Source organism: Rhodospirillales bacterium, from assembly GCA_016872535.1.
Taxonomy (GTDB): domain Bacteria; phylum Pseudomonadota; class Alphaproteobacteria; order Rhodospirillales; family 2-12-FULL-67-15; genus 2-12-FULL-67-15.
In genome coordinates, this window is the sequence record VGZQ01000005.1 from 42723 (window position 1) to 61087 (window position 18365).

Annotated in this window: 13 protein-coding genes, 3 tRNA genes and 3 rRNA genes; 10 read left to right on the top strand and 9 right to left on the bottom strand. The window is 62.8% G+C overall.

The window, feature by feature from the left end; all coding sequences use genetic code 11:
• The first annotated feature begins 25 nt into the window (after positions 1 to 25).
• The 9 genes from FJ311_02195 to FJ311_02235 all read left to right on the top strand — a co-directional run bounded on the left by FJ311_02195 (position 26) and on the right by FJ311_02235 (position 10055).
• Positions 26 to 1495 (top strand): aldehyde dehydrogenase family protein, encoded by a 1470-nt coding sequence (locus FJ311_02195; protein ID MBM3950247.1) that lies wholly within the window; start codon positions 26 to 28, stop codon positions 1493 to 1495.
• 17 nt (positions 1496 to 1512) lie between these two features.
• Positions 1513 to 2370, top strand: a complete 858-nt coding sequence (locus FJ311_02200) for a xanthine dehydrogenase family protein subunit M (GenBank protein ID MBM3950248.1) — start codon at positions 1513 to 1515, stop codon at positions 2368 to 2370.
• Between the two features lie 44 nt (positions 2371 to 2414).
• Positions 2415 to 2903, top strand: a complete 489-nt coding sequence (locus tag FJ311_02205) for a (2Fe-2S)-binding protein (GenBank protein MBM3950249.1) — start codon at positions 2415 to 2417, stop codon at positions 2901 to 2903.
• Positions 2900 to 5212 (top strand): xanthine dehydrogenase family protein, encoded by a 2313-nt coding sequence (locus tag FJ311_02210; GenBank protein ID MBM3950250.1) that lies wholly within the window; start codon positions 2900 to 2902, stop codon positions 5210 to 5212. The genes FJ311_02205 and FJ311_02210 overlap by 4 nt, the downstream gene beginning before the upstream one ends.
• An 88-nt stretch (positions 5213 to 5300) precedes the next feature.
• Positions 5301 to 6422, top strand: coding sequence for a branched-chain amino acid ABC transporter substrate-binding protein (locus FJ311_02215; GenBank protein MBM3950251.1), 1122 nt, complete (start codon positions 5301 to 5303; stop codon positions 6420 to 6422).
• A 98-nt stretch (positions 6423 to 6520) separates the two neighbouring features.
• Entirely contained in the window at positions 6521 to 7426 is a 906-nt protein-coding gene (locus FJ311_02220; GenBank protein ID MBM3950252.1) for a branched-chain amino acid ABC transporter permease, read from the top strand.
• Positions 7427 to 7432: 6 nt separating this feature from the next.
• Complete coding sequence (locus FJ311_02225) at positions 7433 to 8569, top strand: branched-chain amino acid ABC transporter permease (GenBank protein ID MBM3950253.1); 1137 nt, start codon at positions 7433 to 7435, stop codon at positions 8567 to 8569.
• Positions 8569 to 9351, top strand: coding sequence for an ABC transporter ATP-binding protein (locus FJ311_02230; protein ID MBM3950254.1), 783 nt, complete (start codon positions 8569 to 8571; stop codon positions 9349 to 9351). Before FJ311_02225 ends, FJ311_02230 begins: the two co-directional genes overlap by 1 nt.
• Before the next feature lie 44 nt (positions 9352 to 9395).
• Positions 9396 to 10055: an ABC transporter ATP-binding protein gene (locus tag FJ311_02235; GenBank protein ID MBM3950255.1), complete on the top strand. Its 660-nt coding sequence runs from the start codon at positions 9396 to 9398 to the stop codon at positions 10053 to 10055.
• A 255-nt stretch (positions 10056 to 10310) separates the two neighbouring features.
• Here the strand turns inward: FJ311_02235 and FJ311_02240 are convergent, their stop codons facing one another.
• Positions 10311 to 10904 (bottom strand): hypothetical protein, encoded by a 594-nt coding sequence (locus FJ311_02240; protein MBM3950256.1) that lies wholly within the window; start codon positions 10902 to 10904, stop codon positions 10311 to 10313.
• A gap of 131 nt (positions 10905 to 11035) precedes the next feature.
• On the opposite strand from FJ311_02240, the gene FJ311_02245 reads away from it, so the two are divergent.
• Complete coding sequence (locus tag FJ311_02245; GenBank protein ID MBM3950257.1) at positions 11036 to 11380, top strand: DUF2190 family protein; 345 nt, start codon at positions 11036 to 11038, stop codon at positions 11378 to 11380.
• Positions 11381 to 11433: 53 nt separating this feature from the next.
• Here the strand turns inward: FJ311_02245 and FJ311_02250 are convergent, their stop codons facing one another.
• The 8 genes from FJ311_02250 to FJ311_02285 form a co-directional block, all read right to left on the bottom strand.
• A complete protein-coding gene (locus FJ311_02250; GenBank protein ID MBM3950258.1) occupies positions 11434 to 13206 on the bottom strand; it encodes a hypothetical protein in 1773 nt (590 codons plus the stop codon).
• Between the two features lie 91 nt (positions 13207 to 13297).
• Entirely contained in the window at positions 13298 to 13945 is a 648-nt protein-coding gene (locus FJ311_02255) for a hypothetical protein (protein MBM3950259.1), read from the bottom strand.
• Positions 13946 to 14096: 151 nt separating this feature from the next.
• A tRNA-Met gene (locus FJ311_02260) sits at positions 14097 to 14173 on the bottom strand.
• A 211-nt stretch (positions 14174 to 14384) separates the two neighbouring features.
• Positions 14385 to 14498: ribosomal RNA gene (gene rrf, locus FJ311_02265) — 5S ribosomal RNA — on the bottom strand.
• A 132-nt stretch (positions 14499 to 14630) separates the two neighbouring features.
• A 23S ribosomal RNA gene (locus FJ311_02270) occupies positions 14631 to 17377 on the bottom strand.
• Positions 17378 to 17797: 420 nt separating this feature from the next.
• Positions 17798 to 17873: transfer RNA gene (locus tag FJ311_02275), tRNA-Ala, on the bottom strand.
• 44 nt (positions 17874 to 17917) lie between these two features.
• A tRNA-Ile gene (locus tag FJ311_02280) sits at positions 17918 to 17994 on the bottom strand.
• A gap of 118 nt (positions 17995 to 18112) precedes the next feature.
• A 16S ribosomal RNA gene (locus FJ311_02285) occupies positions 18113 to 18365 on the bottom strand; the annotation flags it as partial.

Genomic DNA, 18365 nt, shown 5'->3' on the forward strand with positions numbered 1-18365 from the left:
CCCCTTTTCCGAAAGCGAGGCAGCCATGAATAAAATTTCCGGCCGGCCCATTCCCGAAGGATTGCCGAGCAAGATGGTGATCGGCGGCGAACGCGTCGATGCCGTTCGCGGCAAGCGCTTCGCCACGCTCGATCCGGCGACCGGGGTCGCTTTCGCCGAGGTTCCCGCCGGCGGACCCGAGGATGTCGATCGCGCGGTCGCCGCCGCCAAGAAAGCCCTCAAGGGGCCGTGGTTCAAGACGTCGCCCGCCGAACGCGGCCGGATTCTCACCCGCACCGCCGCCCTTATCCGCCGCGACAAGGAGAAGCTCGCGCGGATCGAGACTCTCGATTGCGGCAAGCCTTTGCGCGAATCCTTGGGCGACATTGAAACCGCCGCCGGCTATTTCGAGTATTACGCCGGCATCGCCGACAAATTGCAGGGCGATACCATTCCTCTCGGCCCCGACTTTATTTCCTTCACCCTGCACGAGCCGGTCGGCGTCACCGCCCACATCATTCCTTGGAATTATCCCCTGGTGACGACGGCGCGCGGCATCGCGCCCGCCCTTGCCGCCGGTAACACCGCCGTGGTCAAGCCGGCCGAACAAACGCCGCTGACCGCGATCCTACTGGCCGATCTTCTCGCCGAGGCCGGGCTGCCGGCTGGAGTCTACAATGTCGTCACCGGCTTCGGTCCCGACGCCGGCGCGCCCCTGACCGCGCATCCCGACGTGGCGCACGTCACCTTCACCGGCTCGGTGCCCACCGGCAAGGCGGTGATGAAGGCCGCCGCCGACCATGTCGCCTCGGTCACCCTCGAACTCGGCGGCAAGTCGCCGGTGGTGGTGCTGGCCGACGCCGATCTGGACGCCGCCGTCGAAGGCACCTTGAAGGCGATCTACACCAACGCCGGACAGGTCTGCTCGGCCGGTTCGCGCCTGGTGGTCGAGCGCCGCCTGCACAACGCCATGATGGAACGCTTGGTGGCGCGCGCGGAAAAATTGGTGCTCGGCCACGGCCTCGACGATGCGCCGCTCGGCCCCCTGGTATCCGACGAACAACTGAAGCGCGTGAGCGGTTTCGTCGCCGAAGCGAAGAAGCGCGGCGTCACCGTGGCGACCGGCGGCAAGCCCGCGGCGGTTGCCGGGCTCGAAGGCGGCTACTTCTTCGCGCCGACCATCTTCGATAACGTCAAAGCGACCGACGAAGTGGCGCAGGAAGAAATCTTCGGACCGGTACTGACGGTCCAGGTGGTCGATTCGCCCGAGGAAGCGGTCGCCATCGGCAATTCCACCCGCTACGGCCTGGTGGCCGGCATCTACACCGCCGACATCGGCAAGGCGCTCCGCTTCGCGCGCGACATCGACGCCGGTCAGGTGTTCATCAACCAGTACTTCGCGGGCGGCGTCTCGACCCCCTTCGGCGGGGTCAAGAACAGCGGCTTCGGCCGGGAAAAGGGCCTGGCGGCCTTAACCAGCTATTTCCGCGTCAAGTGCGTCACCGCTAAGATTTAAAAGGAGCACGCGAGAACATGTACGCGACTTTCGATCTCGACCGCCCCGGCGATCTCGCCGGCGCCCTTGCCTTGCTCAAGGCCAAGGGGGCGGTCGCCCTGGCGGGCGGCACCAATCTCATCGTCGACGTGCGCGCCGGGCGGGAAAATCCCCGCCGGGTGGTTTCCCTCGACAAGCTCGACTCCTTGCGCGGCATCCGCCAGGCAGGCGGCAAGGTCGCGATCGGCGGGCGCACCACGGTCACCGATCTGCTGCGTTCGCCGATTATCGCCAAGACCGCGCCTGCCCTGGTCGAGTCCGCGCGGCAGTTCGCCGGACAGATGGTCCGCAACACCGCGACCGTCGCTGGCAACATCGCCTGCGGCTCGCCCGCGGCCGATCTGGTTCCGCCGCTGTTCGCGCTCGACGCCGAATTGACCCTGGCGTCGCCGCGCGGGCAACGGACGGTGCCGATCGCTTCCTATTTCACCGGCTACAAGAAAGACGTCCGCCGTCCGGGCGAACTCATTACCCGCATTTCGTGGAAAGCGCCGCCGCCGCGTTCGCGCGCCTTGTTCTACAAGCTTGCGCGGCGCAAGGGCGACGCGATCACCGTGGTCGGCGTCGCCGTGGCGCTGGACATCGAGCGCGGCATCTGCCGTCGGGCCCGTATCGCCCTCGGCGCCGTGGCGCCGACCGTGTTCCGGGCGCGCGAGGCCGAGGCCATGCTCGAGGGCCAGACCCTGACCCCGGCGCTGATCGAATCCGCCGCCAAGGCCGCGGCCGCGGCCGCGCGCCCGATCGACGACGTGCGCGCGTCCGCCGCCTATCGCCGCCACGGCGTCCACGTGCTCGTCCGCCGCCTGCTCGGGCAGGCGTGGGAACAGTTATCCTGAGGAGACCCGCCATCATGCCGAAAAAGAAAGCCAGCCGGAAACCCATGCCCAAGGACCGCGCCCTCGCGCTTCGGGTCAACGGCCGCACCGTCGAGGTCGAGATCCCGCCCCACCGCACACTGCTCGAGGCGCTGCGCGACACCGGCTTCGTCGACGTCAAGCGCGGTTGCGAAAAGGGCGATTGCGGCGCTTGCGCGGTATTGATCGACGGCGTCGCGGTCGATGCCTGCCTGACGCTGGCATGGACGGTCGAAGGCCGCGACATCGTCACCGCCGCCGGCCTCGGCACCCACGAAAACATGCACCCGCTGCAGAAGACGTTCGTCGAGAAGGGCGCGATCCAATGCGGCTATTGTACGCCCGGCCTGATCGTCGCCGCGCAATCGTTGATCAGCATGACACCGAACCCGAGCGAGGAGGATATTCGCGTCGGCCTCAGCGGCAACCTGTGCCGCTGCACCGGCTACGCCAAGGTGTTCGAGGCGGTGCGCGAGGCGGCCGCCGAAGTGCGCAACCAGAGGAGCCGGCGATGAGCACATCCTTCGATCCGACCACGGCCCGGGCCAACGTTGCCTTCCGCCAAGTAGGCAAGCCCCTGGCGCGCACCGATGCGCCCGGCAAGGCGATCGGCCGCACGCCCTACGCCGGCGATTACGTCATGCCCGGCATGCTGCACGCTAAGGTTTTGCGCAGCCCGCTGCCGAGCGCGCGGTTGGTGAAGCTCGACGTGCGCAAGGCCCGGGCGCTGCCCGGCGTGGTCGCGGTGCTGACGGCGCGCGAATTGCCCGACCGCCTGGCGCCCACCGACATTCCCGGCCAGACCGGCCAGGCACGACTCAAGACCGATCAGCAGATCCTGGTGCGCGAGCGCGTGCGTTACCACGGCGAGCCGCTCGCCCTGATCGCCGCCGAAAGCCCGGACATCGCCGAGCATGCGATGAAGCTGATCGAATACAAGCTGGAGCCGCTGCCGGCGGTGTTCGACCCCGAAGAAGCCTTGCGTCCCGGCGCGCCGATCGTGCAGGGCACCGACAACGTCGTCGCCCGCCACGCCATCAACAAGGGCGACGTCGCCGCCGGGTTCGCGGCCGCCGACGTGGTGGTCGAGCGCACCTACCGAACCCAGTTCATCGAGCACGCGTTCCTGGAGCCCGAGGTCGGCCTTGCCTGGATCGACGAGAACGACGTCGTCAACATCCGGGTCTCGACCCAGGTGATCGAGCATTTCCGCTTCATCGCCGACGCCATCGGCGTGCCCCACAACAAGGTGCGCATCATGGGCGCGCTGGTGGGCGGCGGCTTCGGCGGCAAGGAGGACATCACCGTCGAGGTCTATCTTGCGCTGCTCGCCAAATTTACGCACCGCCCCGTGCGGCTCGAATTCACGCGCGAGGATTCGTTCATGGGGCACGGCAAGCGCCACCCCTTCATTCTGCGCTACAAAACCGGGGTCAAGCGCGACGGCAAGATCACCGCGCTCGAGGTACGCTTGATTTCGGACGCCGGCGCCTACGTGTTCCTGAGCCCGTACGTGCTGCTTTACGGCACCATTGCCGCGCCGGGGCCGTATTTGATCGAGAATCTGAAGGTCGACGCCGTCTCGGTCGCCACCAACAACATGTATACCAGCGCTTTTCGCGGGTTCGGCTCGGCCCAGGCCTGCGTCGCCTACGAACAGCAAATGGACGAGATCGCCAAGACCCTCGGCATCGACCGGCTCGAACTGCGCCGCCGCAACTACCTCAAGACCGGCGAGCCGACCGCCACCGGCTTTCCGCCGCCGAGCGCGATCTGGACCGAACGCTGCGCCGATCTCGCCTGGCAGGCGCTGGGCGAAAAAACCAAGGCCAAGGGCGCGGTGCGCATCGGCCGCGGCCTTGCCGCCTACCAGCAGAGCTACGGCCGCCTCACGTTCCTGCACGACACCTCGGAAGGCTGGGTCGGGGTCGAGGTCGACGGCACCGTCGTGGTTCGCTCCGGCGTCACCGACATCGGCGCCGGTCAGGTTTCGGCGCTGGCCCAGATCGCGGTCGAAATTCTCGGCGTCACGCTCGACAACGTGGTCGTTTACAACAGCGACTCGGCGGTGACGCCGCTCGCCGGCACGACCACGGCGACCCGCGCCCTCTACATGACCGGCAATGCCGTGCGGGTGGCGGCCGAGGCGGTGCGCAATCGCCTCGCCGCGCGCGCCGCCAAAGCCTTCGGGGTCGCGGCCGAGGACGTGGTGCTGGCCGACAACAAGGTTACCGCCGCGAGCCGGTCCGACAAGTCCATGGGCTTCGCCGAACTGGTGCGGTTGTGCGCCTCGGAAGGCATCCAACGCTCCGAACTGGCGATTTTCCGGGCGCCTTTCACCGACCGGCTGGATCCGGTCACCGGCCAGGGGCAGGCCTATCCCGACTTTACCTACGGGGCGCATGCGATCGAGGTTGCCGTCGACACCGAAACCGGCGAGGTCAGCGTGCTCAAAAGCGTCGCCTGCCACGACGTCGGCCAATGCATCAACCCCGCCGCGGTCGAAGGCCAGATCGAGGGCGGCGCGGCGCAGGGCCAGGGCTACGCCCTCTCCGAGGAAATGATCTACCGCGACGGCCGGCTGATGACGCCGTCCTTCAGCGAATACCTGATCCCGACCGCCATGGACGTGCCGGTGGTCAAGTCGATCATCCTGGAATCGCGGAGCGGCCTTGGCCCGTTCGGCGCCAAGGGGATCGGCGAGCCGGCGCTGACCCCGGTCGCGCCCGCGATCGCCAACGCGGTCGCCGACGCCATCGGCCAAAGGATTTTCGATCTGCCGATCACGCCCGAAAAAATCGTGCGGGCGCTGAACGGTATCTAGCTTGCCGTAAAAGGTGCCGGCGGCGCCTGACGAACGAAATCCCGCCGAAGAGCGATCCACTTGAACGCGTCAACCAGAGGAGGACTTCATGATTGCCCGTAGAAGGTTGTTAATTCTGTCAGCCGCGGCCGCAGCCGGCGCCCTCGCCCTGCCCACCGGTTCCTACGCCCAACAAAAGACCATCAAGATCGGGTTCATCGGCCCGCTCAGCGGCGGCAATGCCCACCACGGGCTCGCCGCGCGCAATGGCTACCAGCTCGCGGTGCGCCAAGCCAACGCCGCCAACCTGCCGTTCAAGATCGAGCCGGTCATTCTCGACGACGCATCCGATCCGCCGACCGGCGTCAATGCGGCGACCAAGCTGGTGAACGACCCCGCCGTGGTCGCCGCCATCGGCCACTGGAACAGCCCGGTCGCGCTGGCGACCACCCCGGTGTTCAACCGCTCCGGCGTGCCGTTTATCGTCTGGGGCGCCATCAGCCCGCGCGTCACCGAACAGAACCTGCCCTTCGTCACCCGGGTCACGCCGACGCTGACCGCCGAAAACGCTCCCCTCGCCGAAACGATCGCCAAGAATCTGAATGTTAAGACCCTGGTGATCGTGTCCGATACCAGCGACTACGGCAAGCAGAACACCGTCTCGTTCACCGATCTGTTTGGCAAAGCCGGCGGCAAAATCGTCGCCGCCGACGCGGCCCCGGTCGGCACCACCGATTTCCGCCCGATGCTGACCAAGCTCAAGGCCGCCAACGCCCAAGGGCTCTACTTCGGCGGGGTCGTCACCGAGGCCGGCATCGTGCGCAAGCAGATGAAGGAAGTCGGCATGAACGTTCCGATGTACGGCATTTCCGGCATCTATGATCCGAAGGTGATCGAGATCGCCGGCGACGCCGCGGAAGGCACCATCGCCGGCGTGCGCGAGGCGCAGAAAAACCCGAAACACGACGCCATGATCAAGGCCTACGAAGCGGAGAAGTTCGCCGAGCCGCATTCGCACTATACGGCGTTCGCCTACGACGCGATCGGCATCCTGCTCGACGTGATGAAAAAGCACGGCACCACGGACAAAGCGGCGATCGCCAAGGCCGTCCGCGCCATCAAATACGACGGCGTGCTGGGCACGACCACGTTCGATTCCAACGGCCAGACCGAGGTGTCGGTCGCCATTTCGCTCTACGTCGTCAAGGGCGGAAAGTGGACGAAGATGTGACCGGCGATCATCGCTAGACGACGTCGGACGCGCTACAGTCCCGGGCGCGGGCCCTCGCCCGCGCCCGGGAAAATGTTGAATCCGAACGGGAGTTTCCGGTGGAACAGGTCATCCAACAGATCGTCAACTGGCTCGCGCTCGGCGCCATTTACGCGCTGCTCGCCATCGGTTTCAGCCTGCTGTTCGGGGTGCTCAACGTCATTCAGTTTTCCCACGGCGACGTCGGCCTGGTGGCGCCGTTCGTCGCCATCGCCTGCCTGTCGGCGGCGTCGGCGCTGGTGCCCGGGGCCGGCCTGTTCGTCGCCGTCCTGATCTCGATACTCGCCGTCGGAGTCCTCGGCATCCTGCTCGACCGGGTCATGATCCGACGATTCCGCACCGCGCCGCCGATGATGGCGCTGGTCGCCACCGTCGCGCTCGGCATCGTGCTGCGCGAACTGATCCGGCTGGTGTATCCGGACGGCTCGAACCCCCATCCCTTTCCGGTGCTGATCGAAGGCAACGCGGCCGTCATCGGCGGCGTGAACGTCTCGTGGCTGGTGGTGTCGATGCTGGCCGTGACCGTGCTGATGGTCGCGGCGCTGACCCTCTTTCTCCATCGCACCACCCTCGGCATGCATATCCGCGCCGTGTCGCAGGACCTCGACATGGCGCGCATGCTCGCCATCAACCCCAACCGCATTTTCCAGGCGACGTTCTTCATCGCCTCGGCGACCGGCGCCGTCGCCGGGGTTTTTTACGCCAGTTACATCGGCCTGATGCGGTTCGATCTCGGCATCATCGCCGGGCTGCTCGGCTTTTCGGCGGCGGTGATCGGCGGCCTCGGCAACATGACCGGCGCCATCGTCGGCAGCCTGGTGCTGGCCGCGCTCGACACCCTGGTCCAGGCGGTGATGCCCGACGGCACCGCCTACCGCCTGGTGGTCGCCTTCCTGCTGGTGCTCGTGGTTCTCGTCTTCCGCCCCGCCGGGCTGCTCGGCCGGACGGTCCCGGAAAAAGTGTGACCCCCCATGCGCGCGCAACTCCTCGTCGCCGCCGTCAGCCTCGGAATCGCCGCGTTCCTGTGGGCGTTCATGGTGGCCAACGACCCGTTCCTGGTGGCGATCCTGCTGGCCGCCCTCGGCGTCGTCTTCTGGGCGCTGGAACGTTTTCCGCGACTTGAAACCGCGGTGATCGACTCGTTCCGCCAGGCGCGCTGGACCGCGTCCGCCGTCTGGCTGGCGATCGTCCTGCTGTTTCCGTTCCTGTTCGGCCAGAACGCCTACTACTCGCACCTGCTGGTGCTCTCGCTGATCTATTCGGTGCTCGGCATCGCCCTCAACTTCCAACTCGGTTCCGCCAACATTCCCAATTTCGCGACCGGCGCCACCTACGGCATCGGCGCCTATTGCTCGGCCCTGCTCGCGCTCAATTGGGGCTGGAGCTTCTGGCTGACGCTGCCGGTCGCGGCCTTCGCGGCGACCGTGTTCGGGTTCGTCCTCGGCCTGCCGTCCATGCGCACGCGCGACGCGTATCTCGCGCTGGTGACCATCGCCTGCGGCGTCATCATCCATCAGCTGCTCAACAATTTCGAATGGACCGGCGGCGCCCAGGGATTGATCGGCATTCCGGCGCCGAGCCTGTTCGGCTACAGCTTCGCCCAGCCGCTGAGGATTTTCGGCTTCACCCTGCCGTTCCAGGTCCACTTCTACTACCTGTCGCTGGCGCTGCTGGCGCTCGCCGTCGTCGTCGCCAACCGGCTCCACCATTCGCGCATCGGGCTCGCGTGGAACGCGCTCCGCGCCGACGAGGTGGCGGCGCGCTCGGTCGGCATCAACGTCGTCTGGTACAAGGTGCTGGCGTTCGCGGTCGACGCCTTCCTGGCCGCGTTCGCCGGCGTCGTTTACGCCTTCTACATCAGCTACATCTCGCCCGATAATTTCACCTTCCTGGTGTCGGTGACCTTGATGACCATGGTCATCGTCGGCGGCATGGACAACATCGTCGGCGTGATCGTCGGCGCCTTCCTGCTCACCCTGCTGCCGGAAAAACTGCGCGCCTATTCCGACTATCGCCTGCTGTTCTACGGCGTGGTGGTGATCGCCTTCCTGATGATCCGTCCCCAGGGGCTGCTGCCGCAGCGGCTGCGCAATTACGAGATCAGGTGATGAGCGGCGCGCTGTTGTCCATCCGGGAACTGACCATCCGGTTCGGCGGCCTCGTCGCCCTCGACCGGGTCGACATCGAGGTCGAGCGCGGCGAGATCGTCGCCGTGATCGGCCCCAACGGCGCCGGCAAGTCGACCCTGTTCAACGTCGTCACCGGCATCTACAGGCCGACCGAGGGGCATATCCGATTCGACGGCGACGACATTACCGGCTGGCCGACCCACGATATCGTCGCCCGCGGCGTCGCGCGCACGTTCCAGGCGAGCCGGTTGTTTTCGGACCTGTCGGTGCTCGACAACGTGGTCATCGGCCTGCACACCCGCACCGTCACCTCGGTGATCGAGGCGTTGCTGCTGCCGTCGCGTTCGCGCCGCGAATTGGCCCGCGCCGCCGAGATCGCGACCGGGCTCTTGAAACGGGTCGGCGGGGATTTGTACGACCAGCGTTTCCGCTACGCCCGCGAACTGGCCCAGGCCGACCGGCGGCGGCTCGAGATCGCGCGCGCGCTGGCGTCCGAACCCAAGTTGCTGCTGCTCGACGAGCCGACCGCCGGCATGGACGACCGCGACACCGACGCGCTGATCGCCGACATCCGCAAGGTGAAAAGCGAAAGCCCGGACCTGACCATTATCGTGGTCGAACACGACATGCGGCTGGTGGCGACGCTGCCCGGCCGGGTGGTGGTGTTCGACTACGGCCGCAAGATCGCGGACGCGCCGTTCGCCGAGGTCCGGCAGAACCGCCGCGTCCAGGAAGCCTATCTCGGGAGCGCGCAGCCGTGAGCGTCGAACTGGCCGGAGTTTCGACCAATTACGGTTCGGTGCCGATGCTGCGCGAGATCGATCTCCGCGTCGGCGAGGGCGAGATCGTCTGCGTGCTCGGCCCCAACGGCGCGGGCAAGACCACCCTGTTCAAGGTTTTCGCCGGCCTGATCGCGCCGGTCGCGGGGACCGCGCGTGTCATGAACGCCGACGTCGCCCGGACCGGCACCGAGCGCATTCCCCGCCTCGGCGTCGGCTTCGTGCCGGAAGGCCGGCGGCTGTTTCCGCAGCTGACGGTCGCCGAGAACATCCGGCTCGGCTACGACGCGGTGCGGCCGGGCGGCGGCGACCTCGACGAACGGCTGGCGGCGGTCGGGCGGATTTTCCCGCGCGTCGCCGAACGGCTCGGCCAGATGGCGGGAACGCTCTCGGGCGGCGAGCAATCGATGGTGGCGCTGGCGCGCGCGCTGATCGGCCGGCCCAGGCTCGTGATCATGGACGAGCCCTCGCTCGGGCTTTCGCCCAAGCTGATCCGGGAGTATTTCGAGGTGCTGCGGACGGTCCACCGCGAGGGCACCACGGTGCTGCTGATCGAGCAGAACGCGGAAATGGCGCTCCGCGTCGCCGCCCGCGGCTACGTGCTGGCGCGCGGCAGGATCGTCGCCGCCGACCATTGCGAGGCGCTGCGCGCCTCCAGCGTGGTGCGCAATCTGTATTTCAGTTGACGGGCGCGTTCGCCGCCGAGCGAAAGCCCTGCAAGCGCTCGAAGTGCGGGGCTTGCCCTCCGGGGGATCGCTTCGAGCTCCGCTAGGGCATGTCCCGATTAAACGAAATCGTCACCCCCGCGCCAGCGGGGGTCCAGGATTTTGAAAAAACTGGATTCCCGCATTCGCGGGAATGACAGAATGGAGATATCGAGTCGGGATCGACTCTAAAGCAAAACGGCCTGGGGTATCCCAGGCCGTCTCGCCGGGAGACCGTCAGCCCGCTTTCTTTTCCCGGCCGAGGACGTATTCGCGAAGGGCGCGGTTGATGTTCGTTTGGTAGCCCCGGCCGCCGCGGGTATGGCGCTTGAACCATGCCACCACGTCGGCGTCCAGACGAAGCGTGAGCTGCCGCTTGACCGGCCGGTAGAACTTGCCCCGCTCCGCGGTTTTCCAGAATGCCTCGTCCGTCGGCGGAATGTCGGAATAGTCGATCGCTTCGTCGGACAAGGCCGCAAGGGCCTTCAGCCTGACCTTCTGCTTCCTGGTCAGCGGCGGGGGCCGCGCCGGATCGAAGTCAACGGTGACGATGCCTTTCTTCCTCATAGCGTCTCCTTTCCTGGCGCGTCGCGCCGAGATGATGCGGACCGACACGGTTCCATCCGGGTCCTCGCGGAAGGTATGGGCGACGAGCACGACTACCGCGCCCTCGATCAAGCCGACCGTCCGCCAGCGCTCCTCGCCGTCCTCGATCCGGTCCTGTTCGCTCATCGCGAAGGGATCGGAAAACACGCGCAGGGCGGTTTCGAAGCCGATGCCGTGCTTGCGCCGGTTGCTCCGGTCCTTATTCGGGTCCCACGACCAGCGCAATGTTGGCTCCGTGTAACTACAGAAATATAGCTACGAACGCGGAGGGCGTCAACCGTTTCGACCGAACCCCGCCGGTTATCCACGGCCGCGTGACGCAGGTCAGGATCAACGCAACGAAGGGAGCGTGAACGATGAAGAACTTCATTCAGAACGGCGACACGATCTCGGTGACGGCGCCTGCCGGCGGAATTGCCTCGGGCCAGGGCATCGTCGTCGGCAGCCTGTTCGGCGTCGCCGCCAAGGCGGCGGCCGAAGGCGAGAGCGTCGAGATCGCGACGACCGGCGTTTACGAGCTGCCCAAGGCGCCGGCGACCGTGATCGCGCAAGGCGCGCGCGTCGCCTGGGACGACGCGGCGAAGCAGGTGGTGCTGCCCGGCGCGGGGCTGTATCCTATCGGCGTCGCCGTCCTGGCCGTCGGCAACGGCGCTACCACGGTGCGCGTCAGGCTGGATGGCATCGCCACTGCAGCCGCATGAGCCAGAAATCTAGCGCTCGTGTAAAGCCGTAGGAATCAAGATGCGACTGACATTCATCTTGTCAGGCGCTTCTCCACCCAGCGCCAGCGCTTGTACGCGATCTCCATTGAGCGCTTATAGGCAACATTGGTCCGCATAAAGTTAAAGTCTCCTTCGGCGGCCTTTGCTGCATATAGCTTGTCGGCTACGAGATCAGACAATATGAAGCGGCACCGCGTCGTCGCAAAGTTGGATAACCAATCGGTATACTGCGCTTCGAGGCTGAGCCCTTTACCGAAGCGCTCGGCGTGATCTTCAAGTTTTGGATCATTCAAAATCGATTGACAAAGTAACGCCCACAACAAATTCCTAGCACGTTGCACATAGGCGTATTTGTTCGCGCCCTTGTCGACGATGTCGTTGACGAGGCGGCGCAACCGAAACTGAATCTTGTAACAGAGGATAATCTTTCGGGAATCAGCCTTCAACCGGTTTTGGTTGAACACCTGATTATAAATACGGTCGTCCTCAAAGACCTCGCGAAATCGCGAGAACTTATCAATTTCACCATCGCTGGCCAAATACGTTCGCGCGAGGCGAGCTAGTTCAACCGCTTTGTATTGTGTGATTCCTTGTTCCTCTAGGTCTTCATCGCTAAGGCCCTCGAAAGCTCGCTCCTGCCGTTCATAGTAGACCCCAAGGTCATCCCGGAATTTGTCCTGCAATTCGAGCTGGATCATATCGTTCGCGTGCAGATTCCATGGATCGACAGGATTTTGCCGGTTGTTGTTGATCGTGACGGTGGTCACGAATTCCGGCGTTGCGTCGGTAATAATCCTGCACAAAACATGGATTTTCTCTAATTCCGCTCGCCGTTCTGCCAACCTGTTATTTCCCTCGTTTGCCTTTAAGAACCTTGCAATTGTTGTCACGGTCTGAGCGCCATTCAGTAAGCGCGGTTCGGTGATCTTGAATTGACCATCAACTGCGCTCAAGGCTTCCGCAAAAAGTGTTACACCATTGTGGTTAAAGGCGAAGGCATCTGCATTTTCCGTATCGTCCAAAACGATACGCTTGATCGATTGCTGAATGGATCGATTTACCGCTTTGTCCTCTGGCAGCGCAGCCCGGATGTTCCGTTCAAAGAAACGTGGGCCCATTTCACGGTACATGTCCTGGAGATCGACCAATCGAATGAATCCAATGGTCATCGCCTCTCCGCTCGGCCCGGAGCGGGTCACAGTTTTATCCAGATCGACTGGATATGTGTGCGTCTTCCGGAGGTGAGTCGTGGAACCGACCTTGCGTGTCCGCGCCGAACGAAATTCGATCACCATCGTGATCGGGCGGCCAAAATGCTGATCGATGAGATATTTCTTGTTTTCTAGATCTTCGCGGAGCTTATCCAGCACCTGACTGCGCTCGGCCTCTGCCGGATCGCCTGTAAACACAAAATGAATAAAAACGCGATCGATCACGGCCTCGTTTTCGATGAGGCAACTCTTGATCTGCTGCAGAAGCTGATTTTGATGTTGATCCTGGCTCCGAGCGCCAAAAATGCGCTCAATGCCCACCTCCGTGAGCCGATTGAACGACTGCTTAAATTGAGCGTGGGAGTCCGAATACTTGAATTGGAAGAGATAGAGGTTGCGCTTCTCGTTGTCGAAATGAAAGCCATCCACTCCGTAATCATTCCCTCCGAAGGCCACCTGCGGTATCACATGACCGCGACCTAACCCAAACTCTTGTTCCAGATAGAGAAGACCAAAGTAGTCGTTGCGAACCCCTCCGCAGGAAGCCCTCAAATCGGAATAAGCTTGGTCGATTGCGCGATCAGTAATCATCATTGTCTAGCCCCCGTATGGATTCTTTGATTTCCCAATCGGCCACCCAATAACCTGCCTTCAGCAGCGGTTGGACTGCACAACGTGTCTGCCTTCAATGCGCTCTTGACTTACTGATCTTGGCGGGGGTCACACGCTCAATTCGCCATTTTCGCACTTCGACGGCAATGGCATTAAGATCGGCGTGCATAGCATGATCGACCTCGGGAAACACCCGTGCAAGCTCGGTCATCATTTGCGCGTCGTCGGGACCGGGCGGCTTGGCGAACGTGTTGCGCGTCGTGGCGAGAAGCTCGATCCCCTTCTCCACACGCCCGAGCAGTTCGCCGACGCCGGGCGGCACGTCGATCCGGTCGCCACCGCCCATGAAGCCGTGGAGGAACCCGTCGTGCAGTTCCTCGACGCGCAGGTTAGCGGCATCATGCAAGCTCTCCCGCATGTCCAAGCGCCCGACCTTCTGCAGCTTCACGCCGGGCGATCCGTCCTGGAACTTGGCCATGCGGTTCCACAGGCCGAGCATGGTCTGGAAGAAATCGTTCGCTTCGCGCTCGCTCTCGAACTCGGGCAAGCCGCCGGGCCAAAGGCCCTGGATGGTGGCGATGGGCGAAGCCTTGAGCGAAGGGCTGACGATCTCGCCCCAGAATCGCATGCGCACGACGTGGAAAGGCTTCGAGCAGCCGTGCCGTTCCAGGAAGCGTCGCATGGCTGCGTCGCCGACGTAGGGCAGGTTCGGTTTCTTCATGGCGCCCATCCCCGAAATTCATTCCCAAATGATGCCACCCGCCGTCATCAGGCACATTGGTTTTGTTGACACAGTGTTGACATGGCTCCGAACGGCGTTGGAGCCCGCAAAAGCAAAACGCCGCTAAGTCTTTGACTTAGCGGCGTTTATCTGGTTGCGGGGAGAGGATTTGAACCTCTGACCTTCAGGTTATGAGCCTGACGAGCTACCGGGCTGCTCCACCCCGCGATGATTTCGTATGTCGGGCTGGGTCGCCCGGCTTTATCGGCTTGCCTCGCTCGCGCTCGGCGGGGCTGCTCCACCCCGCGATAAATCCTGGATTTTCAAAATGGAAAACGGGAGTGCGCAACAAGCGAAAAGGTCACTGGCCTAGGGAAGAGATATTTTGTTTTGCTTCGCGCCGCTTCCGTGCCGCTACGCGTCGCCGTCGTTTTTTAAGACCTGGCAGCGACCTACTCTTCCGCGTCTTAAGACGCAGTACCATCGGCGCGGAGGGGTTTCACGGCCGAGTTCGGGATGGATCGGGTGGGGCACCCTCGCTATAGCCACCAGGTCGTAAAAAACGAAGACGAAGAATCCGCGAAACGCGGACGCCGGCGCAAACGTAAGCAAGCGCATACTCGAAATCCTCGGTTCCGCGCGGCGCGCCCTTCGGGACGCCGCGCGAAACGCGCAGGAATTGAGGCTCTCAAGCCAAACGAGCGATTAGGACCGGTTAGCTCAACGCGTTGCCGCGCTTACACATCCGGCCTATCAACGTGGTGGTCTACCACGGCTCTTCGGGGAAACCTGGTTTCGAGGGGGGCTTCCCGCTTAGATGCGTTCAGCGGTTATCCCGTCCGTACATAGCTACCCTGCACTGCCGCTGGCGCGACAACAGGTCCACCAGAGGTACGTCCATCCCGGTCCTCTCGTACTAGGGACAGCTCCTCTCAAGTTTCCGACACCCACGGCAGATAGGGACCGAACTGTCTCGCGACGTTCTAAACCCAGCTCACGTACCACTTTAATTGGCGAACAGCCAAACCCTTGGGACCTGCTCCAGCCCCAGGATGTGATGAGCCGACATCGAGGTGCCAAACGATTCCGTCGATATGGACTCTTGGGAATCATCAGCCTGTTATCCCCGGCGTACCTTTTATCCGTTGAGCGATGGCCCTTCCACGCAGAACCACCGGATCACTATGGCCGACTTTCGTCTCTGCTCGACGTGTCAGTCTCGCAGTCAGGCGGGCTTATGCCATTGCACTCAACAGCTGATTTCCGACCAGCTTGAGCCCACCATCGCGCGCCTCCGTTACTCTTTGGGAGGCGACCGCCCCAGTCAAACTACCCGCCATGCAGGGTCCCGGACCGGGATAAACCGATCTCGGTTAGATATCAGAGAACCAAAGGGTGGTATTTCACATTGCGGCTCCGTCCGAGCTAGCGCCCGAACTTCATCGCCTCCCACCTATTCTACACATCAGTCCCCTAATACCACTGCAAAGCTGTAGTAAAGGTGCACGGGGTCTTTCCGTCTAACCGCGGGAACTCCGCATCTTCACGGAGAATTCAATTTCGCTGAGCCGATGTTGGAGACAGTGGGGAAGTCGTTACGCCATTCGTGCAGGTCGGAACTTACCCGACAAGGAATTTCGCTACCTTAGGACCGTTATAGTTACGGCCGCCGTTTACCGGGGCTTCGATTCAAGGCTTGCACCTCTCCTCTTAACCTTCCGGCACCGGGCAGGCGTCAGACCCTATACGTCGTCATCGAGACTTCGCAGAGCCCTGTGTTTTTAGTAAACAGTCGCCACCCCCTGGCTTGTGCCCCCCCAAAACGGTTGCCCGCCTTGGGGGCCCTCTTCTTCCGAAGTTACGAGGGCAATTTGCCGAGTTCCTTCAACATCGTTCTCTCAAGCGCCTCGGTATTCTCAACCAGTCCACCTGTGTCGGTTTGGGGTACGGTCTATGCCGGGGTTATTTCCTGGGACCTCCAGGCCGCCAGGGCAATCCGATAAGCCCTGACGACGTTCGAGGTCCGTCACACCCGGCTGGCCCTGGAATATTAACCAGGTTCCCATCGACTACGCCTCTCGGCCTCGCCTTAGGGACCGGCTCACCCTCAGCGGATTAACCGTGCTGAGGAACCCTTGGACTTTCGGCGGGAGAGTTTCTCGCTCTCCTTGTCGCTACTCATGTCAGCATTCGCACTTCCGATATCTCCAGCGCGCCTCGCGACGCGCCTTCACAGACTTACGGAACGCTCCGCTACCACGTCATCTTGCGATGACATCCGCAGCTTCGGTGCATGGCTTGAGCCCCGTTACATTTTCGGCGCGGGACGGCTTAACTAGACCAGTGAGCTGTTACGCTTTCTTTAAAGGATGGCTGCTTCTAAGCCAACCTCCTGGCTGTCTTGGCCTTCCCACATCCTTTACCACTTAGCCATGACTTGGGGACCTTAGCTGGCGGTCTGGGATCTTTCCCTCTCGTCCCGGGACCTTAGCACCCCGGGGCTGCCTGCCGTGTAGCGCTCATCGGTATTCGGAGTTCGGTTAGGTTTGGTAGATCTGTAGGATCCCCTAGCCCATCCGGTGCTCTACCCCCGATGGCGTTCGCACGACGCTCTACCTAAATAGATTTCGCGGAGAACCAGCTATTTCCGAGTTTGATTGGCCTTTCACCCCTAGCCACAAGTCATCCCCGTCTTTTTCAACAGACGTGGGTTCGGTCCTCCAGTGGGTGTTACCCCACCTTCAACCTGCTCATGGCTAGATCACTCGGGTTCGGGTCTAATCCTACGAACTGAACGCCCTATTCAGACTCGCTTTCGCTGCGCCTACACCTACCGGTTTAAGCTTGCTCGTAAGATTAAGTCGCTGACCCATTATACAAAAGGTACGCCGTCAGGAGCCGAAGCTCCCTCCGACTGCTTGTAGGCATTCGGTTTCAGGTCTATTTCATTCCCCTCTCGGGGTGCTTTTCACCTTTCCCTCACGGTACTTGTTCACTATCGGTCATCGAGGAGTACTTAGGCTTGGAGGGGGGTCCCCCCATCTTCAGACAGGATTGCACGTGTCCCGCCTTACTCAAGGACGCATGTTCTTTCTACCCGTACGGGGCTATCACCCACTCAGGCCCGTCTTTCCAAACGGTTCCGGTTCTTAAACATACGCCACTGGCCTGGTCCGCCTTCGCTCGCCACTACTGACGGAGTCTCGGTTTGATGTCCTTTCCACCAGGTACTTTGATGTTTCAGTTCCCTGGGTTTGCTCCCCGCACCTATGGATTCGGTGCGGGATGACGCAATAAGCGCCGGGTTGCCCCATTCGGATATCTCCGGATCAAAGGTTGCTCTCACCTCCCCGGAGCTTTTCGCAGAGTGCCACGTCCTTCATCGCCTCTCGATGCCAAGGCATCCACCAAATGCCCTTCTCATGCTTGAGAGCCTCAATCCTTGCGCACGGGGTTGACCCGTCCGCCCGGATTATCGGCTTGCTCGCTCGCCGCGCGCACACTTTTCGATCGTTGCCGATCGTGAAGATATGCCTCGCGGCGACCGCGTTTGTGCCAGCGTCTTCGAGATTCGATGTCTGCATTGCGCGGCCGAAGCCATGCTCCGCAAACGCCAAAGTTTCTCGAAGACTCTTCTTCCCCCGACAGAACGATTTGCATCGCCCCACCGGAGGCCAGTTGACCTATTCACCTGTCCAAGAACCCTAATAAGCTAACGAATACCCGCATCCGCTTGGCCAAACGATCCACGCAATTGGTGGCCACGAAATTGGTGGAGCCAGACGGAGTCGAACCCCCGGCCGGCCTCGCCGGCCTGTCTTTATTCTTCGCCGGTTCGATCGCGCTCGGCTCTGGTGGAGCCGACCGGAATCGAACCGGTGGCCTCCTGCTTGCAAAGCAGGCGCTCTCCCAACTGAGCTACGGCCCCCCTAGAGACGCCCAGTCATCGCCTCTTCCCGGCCCGGGAAAACGTGGTGGGCCAGGGAAGATTTGAACTTCCGACCTCACGCTTATCAAGCGCGCGCTCTAACCAACTGAGCTACTGGCCCGGAATCGGGTCGGCTCAATCTCGATCATCATACGGTCAGGAAGGGATGCGAAGGCGGCGACCCCGCGATACACGCGAGACGCCCGCTTGGTTTTGGACCCGGGTGCGAACACCCGGGTTTCTCTGAAAGGAGGTGATCCAGCCGCAGGTTCCCCTACGGCTACCTTGTTACGACTTCACCCCAGTCGCTGACCTTACCGTGGCCGGCTGCGTCCTTGCGGTTCGCGCACCGTCTTAAGGTAAAGCCAACTCCCATGGTGTGACGGGCGGTGTGTACAAGGCCCGGGAACGTATTCACCGCGGCGTGCTGATCCGCGATTACTAGCGATTCCGACTTCATGCACTCGAGTTGCAGAGTGCAATCCGAACTGA

What these genes read in the sequence shown, in the direction of transcription:
- FJ311_02195 (MBM3950247.1), top strand. Translation starts at nt 26, where the DNA reads ATGAATAAAATTTCCGGCCGGCCCATTCCCGAAGGATTGCCGAGCAAG.
- FJ311_02200 (MBM3950248.1), top strand. Translation starts at nt 1,513, where the DNA reads ATGTACGCGACTTTCGATCTCGACCGCCCCGGCGATCTCGCCGGCGCC.
- FJ311_02205 (MBM3950249.1), top strand. Translation starts at nt 2,415, where the DNA reads ATGCCCAAGGACCGCGCCCTCGCGCTTCGGGTCAACGGCCGCACCGTC.
- FJ311_02210 (MBM3950250.1), top strand. Translation starts at nt 2,900, where the DNA reads ATGAGCACATCCTTCGATCCGACCACGGCCCGGGCCAACGTTGCCTTC.
- FJ311_02215 (MBM3950251.1), top strand. Translation starts at nt 5,301, where the DNA reads ATGATTGCCCGTAGAAGGTTGTTAATTCTGTCAGCCGCGGCCGCAGCC.
- FJ311_02225 (MBM3950253.1), top strand. Translation starts at nt 7,433, where the DNA reads ATGCGCGCGCAACTCCTCGTCGCCGCCGTCAGCCTCGGAATCGCCGCG.
- FJ311_02230 (MBM3950254.1), top strand. Translation starts at nt 8,569, where the DNA reads ATGAGCGGCGCGCTGTTGTCCATCCGGGAACTGACCATCCGGTTCGGC.
- FJ311_02235 (MBM3950255.1), top strand. Translation starts at nt 9,396, where the DNA reads ATGCTGCGCGAGATCGATCTCCGCGTCGGCGAGGGCGAGATCGTCTGC.
- FJ311_02245 (MBM3950257.1), top strand. Translation starts at nt 11,036, where the DNA reads ATGAAGAACTTCATTCAGAACGGCGACACGATCTCGGTGACGGCGCCT.
- FJ311_02250 (MBM3950258.1), bottom strand. Translation starts at nt 13,206, where the DNA reads ATGATGATTACTGATCGCGCAATCGACCAAGCTTATTCCGATTTGAGG.
- FJ311_02255 (MBM3950259.1), bottom strand. Translation starts at nt 13,945, where the DNA reads ATGAAGAAACCGAACCTGCCCTACGTCGGCGACGCAGCCATGCGACGC.